The following is a 13,878-nucleotide window of genomic DNA, read 5'->3' on the forward strand; positions in this document are numbered from 1 at the left end:
ACCTAACGAGTATACTGTTTATTTATACAGTGCTTGCGTGAGGAGCTAGTTATGAAAGTGGAAATCACAATTGATCGCCAAAAAAAATTGCCGGATGGCGCTGTGCCTGCTCTGGAGAAGGAGCTACTGCGGCGATTGGATCAAAACTTTAATAACTGCAGTCTTGTGATTCGTCGGACCAGCTCTGATGGGTTGACCGTGCTTGGAGGAATGGACGGAGATAAAAAACGTATTGAGGAAATCCTGCAGGACACCTGGGAAAGTGCTGATGACTGGTTCTGTTAAGTTGAGGTCCAGTGGCTTGCCTGGTTTATTTTGAGGATTTTGCTGTGAGTAAAAAACAAGAAATGCCGAACACCGGCTATGCAATTATCAGATGCGATGATGGGGTGATCGTTGCTCGTCTGACATCCTTTCCTTTGTGTGAGCGCGCTCTGATGTACCGGCGCGGCGACACTGTTTCGTTTATGCCTTTGCAGCCAGATGAGATCGTTGGGACTCTCTCTCTTTTTTCACAGATGATTGAAAAGGCTAAGTCTGGAGTTGGTTACCAGGTTCCCCCTGGTTCTGTTACAATCCCGTCATAGGCCTGAACAACCTATACCTGCTGCGTCACGGAGAGAAGCCATGACGCAAACAACTGAAGTATCAAAATCCCACCAGACTGGTGCTCCTTCAACGAGCGCCGGTTTACTCTCGTCTTCGAAACTCACTTTTCGACAGCAGGAAGTTTTCGATCTGCTGGTCGCCTACATCAATCAGCATGGCTACCCACCTACGCTATCTGAGCTGGCCGATATGCTCGGCGTTAGCTCGTCTAATGCTGTCCTGTTGCATCTGCGTGCGTTAGAGAGAAAAAATTTCATAAAACTCTCTCGCCGTGTCTCCAGAGGAATTTCCATCGTCGGGCGAAAGGAGCCTATGCTCGCCGTGCAGCTGCTGCAGGAAATGATAGCTGAAGAACCCGGCGCGCGTGAAAGAGCGATTGAGTTTTTGCGACTGTTCGGTGATCAGCCATGAAGAAAAGTTGGTTTTTACACGAGCAGCTTTCAGAGGCTGAGGTTACAGAGCTGGTGGAGCGATACCGTAAAAATAACTGTGTGGTTGAGAAGAGCTTATCCAGAGACTTTGCATCGTGGGAGATCCGCGTGTTGTTGCCGGAATCGAAGAAGCCGCCACGGATTGACAGGACCTACATACAGAAGATGTGGAGGGACTGATGCGAGCTTTGCTTAACGTGGATATTGCACGCCATCTTGGAATTGTGCTGCTTAAGCCGGGTAGTGAATTAATGCCGTTATTCGGTGCCGGCCGGGTTCTTGTGGAAATACCGCCGGCAAGCATGAAAAAGATACCCAGTGGACGTCTTCCTGATGCCCGGCAGCCGTTGCGGGATGATATGGGGATCAGACCTTTTTTCATGAAGAAGGCAGTTATCACTGCAGCTGGTGGGGTTAGTGCCCTCGAGTCATGGTTGCGTAGGCAGGTTAAAAACTGTCAGTGGACACATTCCGATTACCATCACCATGAGCTCGTCCCGTTTCGCCATTCGACGGGTGTAATAATCGCATGCTGGCACTGTGATAATGAGCTGAAAAACCAAACGGGACAAACCCTCGATCAACTGGTAGGTGTTAACAACGCTGACTGGGTAATCGACACTGCCCGCATCGCGCTTGGGCTGGACGCCCAGCGATCACTGTCACTGGCGGAGCTATGCTGGTGGGCGGTAGGCGCCGGGATTGGCGATGAAATTACAGAAGAAATGGCGCGCCGATCCCTGCGTATTAAAGACGATGGCATTAAATCGGTTTACAGGGAGAGTGAGATCGTTCCGTCGGTACCGGCCACCAGCATTCTTTCTCCCCGTATCGAAAAAGCAATCAGGTCAACGGCAAAAACAACGCCGGGCAAACCTCTGGTTCCTGTGAACGTCGATCCTGTTGCACCGGCGACACTATTCGCGAGACCTAAGCGGAGCCGATGGTTATCAGCTGAGTTTATCTCATGGGTTAAAAAACAGCCGTGTATGTGCTGCGGGCAGCCTGCAGATGATGCACATCATCTTATTGGCTGGGGGCAGGGCGGCGTAGGCACCAAGGCCCACGATATTTTTACGATCCCATTATGCCGCAAGCACCACCGTGCTTTGCACCATGACCCTGCCGCTTTTGAGCGTGAATACGGCACCCAGCCGGTATTGATTATTAAATTGCTGGACCGGGCATACGCGCTCGGCGTTCTGGCGTAGTAAGGAGAAGAACAGAATGACACCACGTCAACGCCGTCTACACCGTGCAGGATTAGAAACTGTGGCCGCCGCCCCGCGCAAAAGCTGGCTGGGCCGATTCACTCCCCTTAATGGCATTCAGTCCGCCTGGATAAAATCTCTGCTTACTGTTTGGGGGGAAGGGATGAGAGGAGGTGCTGCCCCGCGTAAACCATCAGGACATTCATGCTGGCGAGGCATGAAGGGTGATCACTGGTCAGATAAAGCATTAGAACGCTTTACGGCAGCAATTGAGCAGGCAAGAAGTGAAGGGTATCGCGGGCGGCAGGCATTAAGCAGGGCGCATGCCATTTTGTGGCCGAAGCCTGCAACGGTCGCCATTGACGCTGCGATCACTGAGGATGATGTTGAATTTGTTGAACGATGTGTACTGGCGATATTTGAAACGGGTGATCCTGTTTATCTCGTTGGCGTTAACTATTACACCACCCGCAAAAAAATCTCAGACATAACACGGGAAATACAGCTGGTGGCTCCATGGTTAACAGACAGTGAGGCCCGGAAAAGAGTGCGCTGGTGCCTTGAAATATTCAGAGCAAAAGCTTTCCTTTCTGTCCATAAGGCGATTCATGCGGATTAGCAAAAAGTGCTATGTTGCCTTTTTGGTATTGAAAATGGGCCAGAAAGCTAGATAATTCCTTCATGCTTGGCAGAGCTGCGGCACTCGGCAGCGACAAAAAGCGACAATCTGAATATAACGAAAACCCCGCCCGTGCGGGGTTTTTGCTTTCCGGCGATACGACAGGGGTATTCGCGAGATGCGCTGCATCAATACCCCTGTCATATCGTCGTATTGCATACGCAATCTCACATGCTTCAGCATTCACTGAGGATTTTTAGTGATTTTTTTGAAGATCTCTAGGGCTTCGGTTGTTAACTGATCATGTTCGCTAAAGTAACTGTCACATGCTGCCTGCTTTTGAGCAGGGGATAGATTAGGGTTGCTTGTTAATTCAGCAGTTTTAGCTGCTATTTCTGCCAAACGTTCAAAAATCTCTGAAATTCTTTGGTTATCAGTAGATAGCATTTCACTTACCTCGTATTTACCTGATATCAGTGAGTGCTACATTGAGTCAGGGCTTCGCAATAGCTTTAAGTATTAGAATGCATACAATTTAAGTGGGCGTTGTTGGCTTATATTATGGCAGAGGCGCTGGCGGTATGGTCAGATATTGACACTTTGAATGTTTGCATCATAAATTATCGAGGTGGTGAATCCCCCTATGCGGAGGGGCGACCAGTCAGTTACAGAAACCTGTAAATGCAGCGCGGGCCATGCCGACTGGGGCATGCTCACCGGGAGGCACCCGGCACCACACTAATGCCTTAACATAGTGACTGTAATGACAAAAGCCTTGCTCTTTTTGTCTGTCAGGCTATGGTTAACGAACGTAACGGTAAAAAAAGAAGGCTTTCCTGGTAAATCGGTAGCTCGGACTATTAGGTGCACCTTCCTTTCGTTACAGCCTTGGTTGCCAACTTTCTTCCCGCTTCTCTAAGCGGGTTTTTTTTGTTCATAATCTAGCCTAAGCACTACTTGGGCTTTTCACATCAGTAATCAGGTCATGGTAATTGGATTACAGCGTGCTGTACTTCACGTTTAATCTCATACGCACAAGATTCGCACCAGACTGCGGTTTTAGCTCAACAGCTTGAGCGCTTTAACGGTAAATTGAACATCACAAGCGAGAGCACTTATAGATTAAGGCAGTTCTTTGTTCCCAAAGGTGGTAGCAAAAAAACAGGGGGAATGTTTACGTATCGCTACCCCTGCTTCTTGAAAAGTGGATAACCGTTAATATCTTTTTTTGAAAGTTTTTTATATCCGCGTCTTTCTTTGATGTAAGACATCAGTGAACCCACTGCAACTAAAAGAAGAACAACAGCTAACGCTAGCATCATTATGGTTGTCATGTGAGCTTATCCTCTGAAAGACTATGGATATTGTGGTTCGCGTGAGGCGTAGTGTGCGAGTTAAGTGAGAAAATTCCTAACAGTATTAATTTCTTAATTTGATAACAGATATGAAAATTTATTGTTGTTTTTGTAATGATTAAATATGCAGTGATTAATTATTGCCCGCTAGGTTATACAGTTTCCGAAAGATGTATTTTACTGGTTACATTGAATTGACTAGGCGCATATCGTGTAGCTAATGTGGGTGTGTGGTGAATCCCCCTGTGCGGTGGGGCGACCAGTCAATTTTTTCTTTGAGCACACACGCGGGTCTGTTGACTGGGGCAGACTTACCGGGAGGCACCCGGCACCACACATACTGCATAACCCCCTAAAGGCCTTCCATTGCGGCAGGCCTTTTATCTTGCCGATGCCAGAACGTTAATTTTCTGCCAGTAAGCCGAGACCCGTCTAACAGGTATTCATCGGCCGCATTGCCTAATGGGCTTACTTCTCTAATCTATACGAGCGCAGCAGTGGATGCATTACCAGAGATTATGATGATGTAAAGCCTAAGCGGTGGGAAGTTTGTCTTGAGTGAAAATCTTACTACAGTGAGGGCACATCAGCGCAGAGCCTTTCTGGACTCGGGTGTAACTATGTTCTGATTGGTTGGTGCAGCTAGGGCAGGTACATTTGATGAGGTAGTTGCGATTGTTTTTTGAGTTTTTGCGTTGTTGCATATGATATTTCCTAATGAATGGTCCGCAACAATACACTATCCCCGGGCACATAGCTCGCGTTGAATTATCTAGCCACCTATTCAGGGTGGTTTTTTCATTTTCAGGTACCTGGAATCATCATTGATAAGATTTCCTCCTGCCGGTCCTGAACCTTATCAAACACAAAGCACCCCGTTAACCCGGAGGTGAACCTATGGCAAAGCATATGCAAGACAAAGAAAGCATGGCCGGAATCACCTGGCTGGCTCTGCTGATCATTGCTGGTTGGGGCGGCCTTGTCCGATTCCTGATGGATGTGAAGCAGGGCAAAGCAAAATGGAGCTGGATAAATGCTTTTGCGCAAATTGTGGTTTCGGCTTTTACCGGGGTCATTGGTGGGCTCATCAGCATTGAAAGTGGCCTGAGTATTTACATGATACTGGCCACTGCCGGTGTCAGTGGTGCTATGGGTTCCGTAGCGCTTACATATTTCTGGGAACGAATCACCGGAATGAAAGCACAATGAAAGTAGACCAAATTATTGAAGGCATCCTCGGAAAAGAAGGTGGGTATGTCGATCACCCTTCTGATAAAGGCGGGCCAACCCGCTGGGGCATCACACAGACCACAGCTCGCGCGCATGGCTACACCGGTGATATGCGAGAGCTGCCTAGGGAAACAGCAAAGCAAATCCTGCTGAGTGATTACTGGATCGGACCCCGGTTTGACCAGGTGGCAAGTTTATCTACGTTACTGGCAGATGAGCTTTGCGACACTGGGGTGAACATGGGGCCATCGGTTGCAAGTAAGTTTTTCCAGCGCTGGCTCACTGCCCTGAATATGCGCGGGAAGCTGTATCCCGATCTGAGCCCGGATGGAGCCATTGGCCCCCGAACCATCACCGCGCTTAAGGGATATCTTTCTGCCCGCGGAAAAGAAGGCGAGCAGGTGCTGCTTAGAGCACTGAACTGCAGCCAGGGGGCCAGATACCTCGAACTGGCGGAGGGCCGCGAAGCCAACGAGGATTTTCTTTACGGTTGGGTTAAGGAGCGTGTGTTGTGAAGATGATAATTTTCGCTTTGCTCGTGCTGGTGGCTGTGCTCGTTCTGTTACTTCTACGCAAATATACTCGGCTGGAGTTCGTTGGCCATGCCAGCCTGCTGCAGAAAACGTGGTCTGTAAAACTGGGGGCTATCGGTGCGCTGGTTGGCGTGTGGGCGCAGTCGTTCCCAGATGCTGCCCTGCGCGCTTGGACCATTCTACCGCCGGACCTCAAAAACATCCTCCCCCCAAACATCGTTGCACTAATTAGCCCAGCGCTGGTAGTACTGGCGGTGCTATCGCAATACGTAAGCCAGCCAGCATTGAAAGATAAGGCTGACGAACTGAAGGAGCCGCAGCAATGAGCTTCGAAATTATTGCAGGTCTTGTGGTTGTTATTCTGGGCGCTATCGCTGGCGCGTTCTGCATCGGCCATGCTCGCGGAACCAGTAAGGCAGAAGCCAAAGCTGATCAGCAGCGTACCGAAGAAAACGCAGCCGCAAGCGTCGCAGCGGCAGAACGTAAGGCGGAAGCTACGAAAGAGGCCAGTAATGTTGAAGAGAGCGTTAAGCGTATGGCTAATGACGATGTTGATCGGGAGCTGCGTAAGTACTTCACCCGCCCCGGTAGTCGTTGATACAGCCTGCTACTGGGTTCGCATTATCTACCTGACCGATCATGATATCGATGTGCTGGATAAGCAGACAAAGCGCGACATTCTGACGCACAACAAATCAGCGCAGGCTAACTGTCCGCATTTAACAGAAAAGGGTTCGAAATTAGCGAAGCTAAACCGCAGGTCGGCAACACCATAAAGGGATATCGCACTTTAACTCCCGGCGACATTGACCGGATGAATCGCCTTAAGGACGTCAGCCGTCATTTTTGCAGTCTGCTGGATAACAGAACTGATGCTTACCCCTGATTCATTAGTGTCTTCATGCTAATCATATGCTTTTTGTGATAGAAGTGGCCAAATTCGTTAAATGCAGTAAAATGCTGTGCGCTATAATTCAGTGACGGAGTATGAGGGGGGAAGTTATGAGAGATCAAGATGTTAGGGCTGCGGTTCATCAGAAGCTTCTTAAAGAGTCGCATTTAGATCCTGATTGTCTTGTGATCGATGAGTTTTCCATATCCCTTGGTGCCAGCAGAGCAGATATAGCGGTAGTTAACGGCGTTCTTCACGGTTATGAACTGAAAAGTGAATATGATTCTTTGGAACGGTTGCCGCTACAAATCAAGCATTATTCTGCCGTTATGGACAAGGTTACTCTCGTTGTAGCAGATAAGCATCTGGACGGAGCGCTTGAGTTAATACCTAGCTGGTGGGGGGTGAAGACCGTATCAGTAGGGCCAAAGGGGGCGATTCGTATCAAGCATATGCGTGCCGAAAAGCTCAATCGGAATTACGATTCCTTGATGCTCGCTCAGTTGTTATGGAGAGATGAGTGTATTGACGTTCTAGAGCGTTGGGGCCGTTCTAAAGGTTTTAAAAGCAAGCCCCGATTTGAGTTATGGAATGTCGTCGCCGATTTTATACCCGTTGCAGATCTTCGACTTGAAGTCAGAACTGCATTAAAGAATCGGATCGACTGGAAGGTTAGGGTCTAGCCGGAATAGACTGTGACAATAGATTTAACTGTCTAACAACCAGCGTAAGATGGTGTATATGGGCTACTTTACGCCAATCTTTAGAACCCCCTGATTTATTAATACCAGCAGCCCTATCGTATATGTACTGGTCTCCCAAACTGAAGCCTGGGCCAAATGCTTGGTATTCAGCCGAATTGACTAGGATAGAACAAAGATTTTTAGTTTGGCTCCACCCATTTCCCTTAACTGCTGTACCTTTTACAAAAATCCATGAAGTATCATTCGAATATCTTACTGCAACATATTGAGACATGAATCGTGGATCTACGCTCGTTATGGTAGCACTTGCTGTTGGATAATCACTGAAACAGGGTGTCCTGCCATTGATAGAATTTTTCACTACATATAACCAGAGATCGTATTCGTGTCGTGGAATATGATGGACTACATGCTGAGGAATTCCCGTCTGCGAGCTGGGGTAAGAGGTTGAAGATAAGATTAATGTTCTCCAAGGTGCTTGTCCTGAAAGAGAACTAATAACGGCTAAGGCTTGTTGTTTTAAGCTATCATTAGCACTTTGGATATCGCCATAATCTACAATGATGTCAATCAAGTTAGGAGGAAGGTTTAACTGATTTAGCAAGTGTGCAAACAAGTGCCATGTTTGGGGGCTAAGTGAAATAGCAACACCATTAGATATGTTTCGCTGAACAGCATGTATGTAGTTTGCAGTGGATGCAGGAGAAACAACTGGCACAATTTCCTTTCCGTACGCCCTGGCGTCGTTAATGCACATATCTAAAGGATGATTGCGACTTGAACCATGTTTATCCAGATACTTCAGGTCTAACAAAACTGGACGTATAGGAGTCCAGGATGCTGCGAGATTAGCACCGAAGTCAGATAAATAGCTGCTTAACGATTTTTTATAACAGTCATTTTCGTAGTCCCAGTCAATATCAAGAATGGTGAGGATAGGGGTGAAACCAGAGATTATTGTCTGATCTAACTGCATCAGAGATTCATACTCAGCAGGTTTCCATCTTAGCTGTGGGTAGTAATGATGAAGACTCATTAAAGCTCCTTTTTTTGGAAATTTTAACGTAAAGCAGGGATTGCAAGAATTTTATACCTCTGAAAATGCCAGTAAAAATTGAGCTAAATCTAATTTTATAAAGTTGCTTGTTAAGTGAAAGAGATGATGTATCAGAAATTTATATGACCCGCTCCCCGTTGATTAATACACCACGATAAGCGGGGCTTTTTTATTCGCAAAAGGTACCGCGATGAAGAACTTAAAAATTGCATACGTAGACGAGAAGCTGGTGGCGATTGAGTGTGACGGTTTGTCATGCACATCGCTGCCAGTTTCAGATCCTCCCCTCGACAGTACCGCTTTAACTCTCCCTCAATTCATGCTCAAGGATGTCTATGCCACCACGAGCTAAACGACCTTGCCGGCACAGAGGATGCGCGGCTGTGACGAATGATGTCAGTGGGTATTGTGAGATCCACCGGCAGCAACATGCTGGCGACGGCTGGCGCAACTACCAGGGTGGGAAAAGCCGGCATGAAAGGGGCTACGGTCACTTCTGGGTAATCCTTCGAGCCAGAATCCTCCAGCGCGATAAATATCTATGCCAAAACTGCCGGAGTCATGGCATCGCCACGAAAGCCACAAGTGTCGACCACATTATTCCCAAAGCTCATGGCGGTACCGACGACGATTCCAATCTGGAGTCGTTGTGCTGGTCCTGCCATAGAGCGAAAACAGCAACAGAGAGAACCCGATGAAGAGTTTTAAAATTGAATACATTGGTGGCGTTTTGACCGTTCTGGAGACGGATGGTCAGTCACGAATGAATGAAGCCGTGCATGGCATCCATTTTGAGCATGTCCAGGGAGGCCGCCCACTGCTGAAACTGACTATTGCGCATGATATTGCACCGACACCGGCTGCTGAGTCGGCTCCGGAACCTTTAGAGGGTGAGTTGGTACATGAGCAACAATCTCCGCCTCCCGGCGGTCGCCGTTCCCGCCGTCGTCGTGGAGGTAAGCAATGATGTATCAACGCACGGATCTGACGCTTTCTATGTTCTATGCATCCAGCGCTGATGCAGACGGGAACAAAGTGGCTACGTTGACGATGCAGGTAATTGCGGCAGAGGCTGGAGCCGTCCAGACCAGCCAGCTGCGATGTATCACCGATAGCGCAAAGAAAAAAACGTATAGCGTAGGTGAACAATCAGTCAGTAATGGTTCCGATCCGTTGCTGGTCGCGATTGAGAATTACTGGCGTCAGAGTACGGATGTCGTCGTTAAAGGATTGATCGCCGAGGTGACCGACTTCATCGCAGGGAACATCAACTCAGTCAGCACCTGGATCGGTCAGTTTGGGATGAAGGTGTTCGAGAACCAGCCATTAGATGAACGGCTACCAGAAAGCGTACTGCAGGCCGATGGAGGATCTGCTACCGCGACAGGATCCTGACCGCCGGTATAACAACTGGTGTTCATTGAACGTCTGAGATATGCCGGCCCACGCAATGCGAACCGTATTCGCCACCGGAGTAGCAGGAATGACGACCTCCATCTCGACTGAGGCAGCTGCAGCCAGGGGGTAGGGGGGAGCAAATCCCTGACCCCTTTCGCGCTTCGGGACTGCCCGTTGAAGTCTATTTTTACACGCCAGAAATAAGAAACTTTTTTCCGGAAGGTTTCATCTATCAAAGGAACGTTTATGGCCGGAGGAATTCGATCGTCCGGTGGTGGCCGAAAACCCACTTTACCCACCGGGCAAAAAAGCAAATTAACACGTATTGCGCCTCCCGCTGAGTTAATGGGGGAGGCGGCAATAAGAATGTGGAAGACGCAAAGCAAAATACTCATCGACCGAGGGGTGTTTGAGCTGGAGGACGCACCTTTGTTACTGGCTTACTGCAATGCTTTTCATCTGATGCTCGAAGCCGAAAAAATGCTGGCCAGCGGACTGACCTCAGAAAGTGAAATGGGGGGGCTGAAAAAACACCCTGCAGTTAATGTCCGGAATGACTCGGTTTCCCAGCTTGCCCGCCTGGGCTCTCTGTTGGGGTTAGATCCGCTCAGTCGTCTTCGCATGACCAGCGGACAAAAGGATCCGGACGATGACGGGAATGAATTCGATGAGTTTGACTGATGGCAACCTATCCGAACGTCAATGCAGCGAACCAGTATGCGCGGGATATCGTTGGCGGGAAGATTCTGGCGTGTCAGTTAACGATACTTGCCTGTCAGCGACATCTGGACGACCTCGAACGAGCAAAGGATCCCCACTGGCCCTACCGCTTCGATAAAAACAAAGCAGAACGATTTCTTCGTTTTGCCCAGAAAATGCCTCATACCTCAGGGGAATGGGCCCGGCGTAAACTCCGGATTGAATTTGAAGCCTGGCAGAAGTTCGCTCTTGGCGTACCGTTTGGATGGGTACACAAGAAGACAGGCCTGCGTCGTTTCTCTGAAATCTATATCGAGGTGCCCAGGAAGAACGGGAAATCCGCTATTGCCGCTGCTGTAGGAAATTATATGTTTTGTGCAGATGGCGAGCATGGTGCAGAAGTCTATTGCGGCGCCACGACTGAAAAACAGGCATGGAAGGTATTTTCTCCGGCGCTGCAAATGGTGAAAAAGCTGCCGGCATTGCGGCAAAAATTCTCGATAAAACCCTGGGCAAAAAAAATGACGCGCCCTGACGGTTCGGTTTTTGCGCCTGTGATCGGTGACCCGGGGGATGGTGATTCGCCATCATGCGCCATCATTGATGAATATCACGAACATACTACTGATGCGCTTTACACCACCATGACCACCGGTATGGGGGCTCGTGAACAACCGATGACACTGATCATCACCACTGCCGGCTATGACATTACATCCCCTTGCTATGAAAAGCGTACTCAGGTTGTCGAGATCCTGCGGAGAACCCGTAATGGCGAGGAAAATGAAACCATATTTGGGCTGATTTATGGCCTTGATGACGATGATGACTGGACGACGCCTGAGGCATTAATCAAGGCAAACCCCAACTATGGCATTTCGGTAAAAGCAGATTTTCTCCGGGCTAAACAATTATTGGGTATGTCGACGCCAGGGCAGACAAACAAGATTCTGACCAAGCATTTCAATCGCTGGGTAAGCGCAAAATCAGCTTATTACGACCTGAGAAAATGGATGGATGCAGCCGATAAAAAACTTAAGTTGTCAGATTTTGAAGGGGAAGAATGCTGGCTGGGTATCGATCTGGCCTCGAAAGTTGACCTCAATGCCGTGGTTCCAGTTTTTCGTCGTGAAATAGACGGAATAACACATTTTTACTGTGTTTCTCCTCTGTTCTGGGCACCCGAAGAAACCATTTACTCGCAGGAGACCGCGCTGAAAAGTACCGCAGAACGTTATCAGTCCTTTGTCCGGCAGGGTAAGTTGATCCCGACCGATGGTGGCGAAGTTGATTACAGACTGATATTTGAAACGATCCTGAAGCTGCGGAATACCGTAAAAATTGCCCAATGCCCCATTGATCCTTATGGCGCGACTTCATTACGTCACATGCTTGAGGAAGAGGGGCTTGAGCCTGTCGAGATAAGACAAAATTTTACCCATATGAGTGATCCTATGAGAGAGATTGAGGCTGCGCTCATCTCGGGGAGATTCCATCATGACGGACACCCCGTCATGAACTGGTGTATTTCCAATATCGTCGGCCAGTACCTTCCCGGAAGTGACGATATTGTGCGTCCCGGGAAAGAAGGGCGGCAGAACAAGATAGATGGTGCGGTTGGTTTAATGATGGGGCTGGGGCGCGCCATGCTTAACAGTTCAGTGATGACATCCGTATACGATGAGGAAGATATAGCATGCTAATTTCAGTTCTGAGTTTTATTGTCGGCCTCACTGGTGCTGGATTGTTATCCGCGGGTGCTTGGCTTATTTCTCCATCAGTGGGATTGATAACAGGAGGGATTATTTGTCTGGGCTGGTCATATATGACAAGCCGGGCCTTTTCCTCCGGCGTCAGCAATGGCGGAGGTGAATAATGTTCCTTCCCCAGATGTTCAGGGGCCGACAATATTCGGGTAATAGCTTCTGGGAAGCCATGCTGGGCGGGGTTCGTTCAAGCCAGAGCAAAACTGGCATCATAATCACGCCGGAAACCGCTCTTGGGCTTTCAGCGGTCCGGGCCTGTGTCACCCTCCTGGCGGAGTCCGTCGCGCAGCTGCCGTGCGAACTTTACCGGCGGGATAAAAATGGCGGGCGCCAGCGTGCGACGGATCACCCGGTTTATGACCTGATTCACTCCCAGCCTAACAGAAAAGACACCTCATTCGAGTATTTCGAGCAGCAGCAGGGGTTGCTGGGGCTGGAGGGAAATTGCTACTCGATCATCGAACGGGACGGAAAAGGCTACCCGAAAGAGCTGATCCCCATTAACCCGAAAAAGGTCATTGTGCTGAAAGGGCCGGACGGTATGCCGTATTACCAACTCCCGGAAGTCGGTGAAATTCTGCCGATGCGCATGATGCACCATGTGAAGGTCTTTTCTCTGGATGGCTATATCGGCAGTTCCCCCATTCAGACGAACGCAGATGTTCTGGGGCTGAATCTGGCGGTTGAGGAGCATGCGGCCGCGACATTCCGGCGCGGGACAACGATGAGCGGGGTGATAGAGCGTCCGAAAGAGGCTGCGACCATTAAAAGCCAGGATGCTATTGATCGCCTGCTGGCGAAATGGACCGAGCGCCATTCCGGTATTCACAATATGTTCTCTGTGGCATTGCTGCAGGAGGGCATGAGCTACAAACAACTATCGCAGGATAACGAAAAGGCGCAGCTGCTACAGTCGCGGCAGTGGGGCGTGGAAGAGGTCTGCCGGCTCTATAAAATCCCGCCACATATGGTGCAGATGCTGGCGAAAGCGACCAACAACAACATCGAGCACCAGGGCCTGCAGTTCGTGATGTATACGCTGCTGGCCTGGCTGAAACGCCATGAGGGTGCGCTGCAGCGCGATCTGCTTCTGCCCAGCGAACGCCGCGATTTGTACATCGAGTTCAACGTTTCCGGGCTGCTGCGAGGCGACCAGAAGTCACGCTATGAATCGTATGCGCTGGGCCGCCAGTGGGGATGGCTATCCACTAACGATATCCGGCGTATGGAGAATCTGCCGCCAATTGCTGGCGGGGACAAATACCTGACGCCGCTCAATATGGTCGACAGCGCGAAGATCCTTCCTGGCGATAAGTCGCCGACAGCAAAACAGCTGGCCGAAATCGAAACCCTTCTGGCCAGAGCCTGATTATT

General features: G+C 49.3%; 21 protein-coding genes and 1 pseudogene. 18 read left to right on the top strand and 4 right to left on the bottom strand.

Annotated features, from left to right (window positions below; all coding sequences use genetic code 11):
- Positions 1 to 51: 51 nt before the first annotated feature.
- The 5 genes from DR88_RS16785 to DR88_RS16765 all read left to right on the top strand — a co-directional run bounded on the left by DR88_RS16785 (position 52) and on the right by DR88_RS16765 (position 2,870).
- Positions 52 to 285 (top strand): DinI family protein, encoded by a 234-nt coding sequence (locus DR88_RS16785; RefSeq protein WP_025368263.1) that lies wholly within the window; start codon positions 52 to 54, stop codon positions 283 to 285.
- Positions 286 to 347: 62 nt separating this feature from the next.
- Positions 348 to 587 (top strand): hypothetical protein, encoded by a 240-nt coding sequence (locus tag DR88_RS27920; protein WP_071531363.1) that lies wholly within the window; start codon positions 348 to 350, stop codon positions 585 to 587.
- 40 nt (positions 588 to 627) lie between these two features.
- Positions 628 to 1,020: a LexA family protein gene (locus DR88_RS16780; RefSeq protein WP_025861428.1), complete on the top strand. Its 393-nt coding sequence runs from the start codon at positions 628 to 630 to the stop codon at positions 1,018 to 1,020.
- 199 nt (positions 1,021 to 1,219) lie between these two features.
- Positions 1,220 to 2,251, top strand: coding sequence for a DUF968 domain-containing protein (locus DR88_RS16770; RefSeq protein WP_025861430.1), 1,032 nt, complete (start codon positions 1,220 to 1,222; stop codon positions 2,249 to 2,251).
- A gap of 16 nt (positions 2,252 to 2,267) precedes the next feature.
- Positions 2,268 to 2,870: a hypothetical protein gene (locus DR88_RS16765; protein WP_025861432.1), complete on the top strand. Its 603-nt coding sequence runs from the start codon at positions 2,268 to 2,270 to the stop codon at positions 2,868 to 2,870.
- A 243-nt stretch (positions 2,871 to 3,113) separates the two neighbouring features.
- Here the strand turns inward: DR88_RS16765 and DR88_RS29745 are convergent, their stop codons facing one another.
- The 3 genes from DR88_RS29745 to DR88_RS31435 all read right to left on the bottom strand — a co-directional run bounded on the left by DR88_RS29745 (position 3,114) and on the right by DR88_RS31435 (position 4,980).
- Entirely contained in the window at positions 3,114 to 3,317 is a 204-nt protein-coding gene (locus DR88_RS29745) for a hypothetical protein (protein ID WP_004147997.1), read from the bottom strand.
- A gap of 737 nt (positions 3,318 to 4,054) precedes the next feature.
- Positions 4,055 to 4,204 (bottom strand): small membrane protein, encoded by a 150-nt coding sequence (locus DR88_RS30530; protein WP_004147999.1) that lies wholly within the window; start codon positions 4,202 to 4,204, stop codon positions 4,055 to 4,057.
- A gap of 554 nt (positions 4,205 to 4,758) precedes the next feature.
- Positions 4,759 to 4,980 (bottom strand): YnfU family zinc-binding protein, encoded by a 222-nt coding sequence (locus tag DR88_RS31435; protein WP_305954963.1) that lies wholly within the window; start codon positions 4,978 to 4,980, stop codon positions 4,759 to 4,761.
- 154 nt (positions 4,981 to 5,134) lie between these two features.
- Here DR88_RS31435 and DR88_RS16760 point away from each other — a divergent pair, with 154 nt between their 5' ends.
- The 7 genes and pseudogenes from DR88_RS16760 to DR88_RS16740 all read left to right on the top strand — a co-directional run bounded on the left by DR88_RS16760 (position 5,135) and on the right by DR88_RS16740 (position 7,563).
- Positions 5,135 to 5,434: a phage holin family protein gene (locus tag DR88_RS16760; RefSeq protein ID WP_025861434.1), complete on the top strand. Its 300-nt coding sequence runs from the start codon at positions 5,135 to 5,137 to the stop codon at positions 5,432 to 5,434.
- Positions 5,431 to 5,970: a glycoside hydrolase family 108 protein gene (locus tag DR88_RS16755; protein WP_032443843.1), complete on the top strand. Its 540-nt coding sequence runs from the start codon at positions 5,431 to 5,433 to the stop codon at positions 5,968 to 5,970. The genes DR88_RS16760 and DR88_RS16755 overlap by 4 nt, the downstream gene beginning before the upstream one ends.
- Positions 5,967 to 6,314, top strand: coding sequence for a DUF7940 domain-containing protein (locus DR88_RS16750; protein ID WP_025861436.1), 348 nt, complete (start codon positions 5,967 to 5,969; stop codon positions 6,312 to 6,314). Before DR88_RS16755 ends, DR88_RS16750 begins: the two co-directional genes overlap by 4 nt.
- Entirely contained in the window at positions 6,311 to 6,586 is a 276-nt protein-coding gene (locus tag DR88_RS16745; RefSeq protein WP_032443845.1) for a hypothetical protein, read from the top strand. The genes DR88_RS16750 and DR88_RS16745 overlap by 4 nt, the downstream gene beginning before the upstream one ends.
- Positions 6,537 to 6,764, top strand: coding sequence for a hypothetical protein (locus DR88_RS31440; protein WP_025861438.1), 228 nt, complete (start codon positions 6,537 to 6,539; stop codon positions 6,762 to 6,764). Before DR88_RS16745 ends, DR88_RS31440 begins: the two co-directional genes overlap by 50 nt.
- Positions 6,728 to 6,850: pseudogene (locus DR88_RS31840) on the top strand (Acb2/Tad1 domain-containing protein); the annotation flags it as partial. The gene DR88_RS31440 and the pseudogene DR88_RS31840, both read left to right, overlap by 37 nt.
- 140 nt (positions 6,851 to 6,990) lie before the next feature.
- Positions 6,991 to 7,563, top strand: a complete 573-nt coding sequence (locus tag DR88_RS16740) for a sce7726 family protein (protein ID WP_025861440.1) — start codon at positions 6,991 to 6,993, stop codon at positions 7,561 to 7,563.
- Here the strand turns inward: DR88_RS16740 and DR88_RS27935 are convergent.
- Entirely contained in the window at positions 7,553 to 8,620 is a 1,068-nt protein-coding gene (locus DR88_RS27935; RefSeq protein ID WP_004148005.1) for a beta family protein, read from the bottom strand. The two genes, DR88_RS16740 and DR88_RS27935, sit on opposite strands and share 11 nt — an antisense overlap.
- Before the next feature lie 356 nt (positions 8,621 to 8,976).
- Between DR88_RS27935 and DR88_RS27940 the strand changes: the two genes are divergently transcribed.
- The 6 genes from DR88_RS27940 (at position 8,977) to DR88_RS16720 (ending at position 13,873) form a co-directional block, all read left to right on the top strand.
- Positions 8,977 to 9,339: an HNH endonuclease gene (locus DR88_RS27940; RefSeq protein WP_025861442.1), complete on the top strand. Its 363-nt coding sequence runs from the start codon at positions 8,977 to 8,979 to the stop codon at positions 9,337 to 9,339.
- Positions 9,336 to 9,608: a hypothetical protein gene (locus tag DR88_RS29750; RefSeq protein WP_128972059.1), complete on the top strand. Its 273-nt coding sequence runs from the start codon at positions 9,336 to 9,338 to the stop codon at positions 9,606 to 9,608. Before DR88_RS27940 ends, DR88_RS29750 begins: the two co-directional genes overlap by 4 nt.
- Positions 9,605 to 10,036 (top strand): hypothetical protein, encoded by a 432-nt coding sequence (locus tag DR88_RS16735; protein WP_023289184.1) that lies wholly within the window; start codon positions 9,605 to 9,607, stop codon positions 10,034 to 10,036. Before DR88_RS29750 ends, DR88_RS16735 begins: the two co-directional genes overlap by 4 nt.
- A gap of 249 nt (positions 10,037 to 10,285) precedes the next feature.
- The gene (locus DR88_RS16730) at positions 10,286 to 10,720 is read left to right on the top strand and encodes a phage terminase small subunit P27 family (protein ID WP_012542168.1); all 435 of its coding nucleotides are present in this window, start codon (positions 10,286 to 10,288) and stop codon (positions 10,718 to 10,720) included.
- Positions 10,720 to 12,441 (top strand): terminase large subunit, encoded by a 1,722-nt coding sequence (locus tag DR88_RS16725; RefSeq protein WP_004148008.1) that lies wholly within the window; start codon positions 10,720 to 10,722, stop codon positions 12,439 to 12,441. Before DR88_RS16730 ends, DR88_RS16725 begins: the two co-directional genes overlap by 1 nt.
- Before the next feature lie 172 nt (positions 12,442 to 12,613).
- Positions 12,614 to 13,873: a phage portal protein gene (locus tag DR88_RS16720; protein WP_004148010.1), complete on the top strand. Its 1,260-nt coding sequence runs from the start codon at positions 12,614 to 12,616 to the stop codon at positions 13,871 to 13,873.
- Positions 13,874 to 13,878 lie beyond the last annotated feature (5 nt).

Origin of the sequence: Klebsiella pneumoniae (assembly GCF_000742135.1) — a bacterium.
GTDB classification, from domain to species: domain Bacteria; phylum Pseudomonadota; class Gammaproteobacteria; order Enterobacterales; family Enterobacteriaceae; genus Klebsiella; species Klebsiella pneumoniae.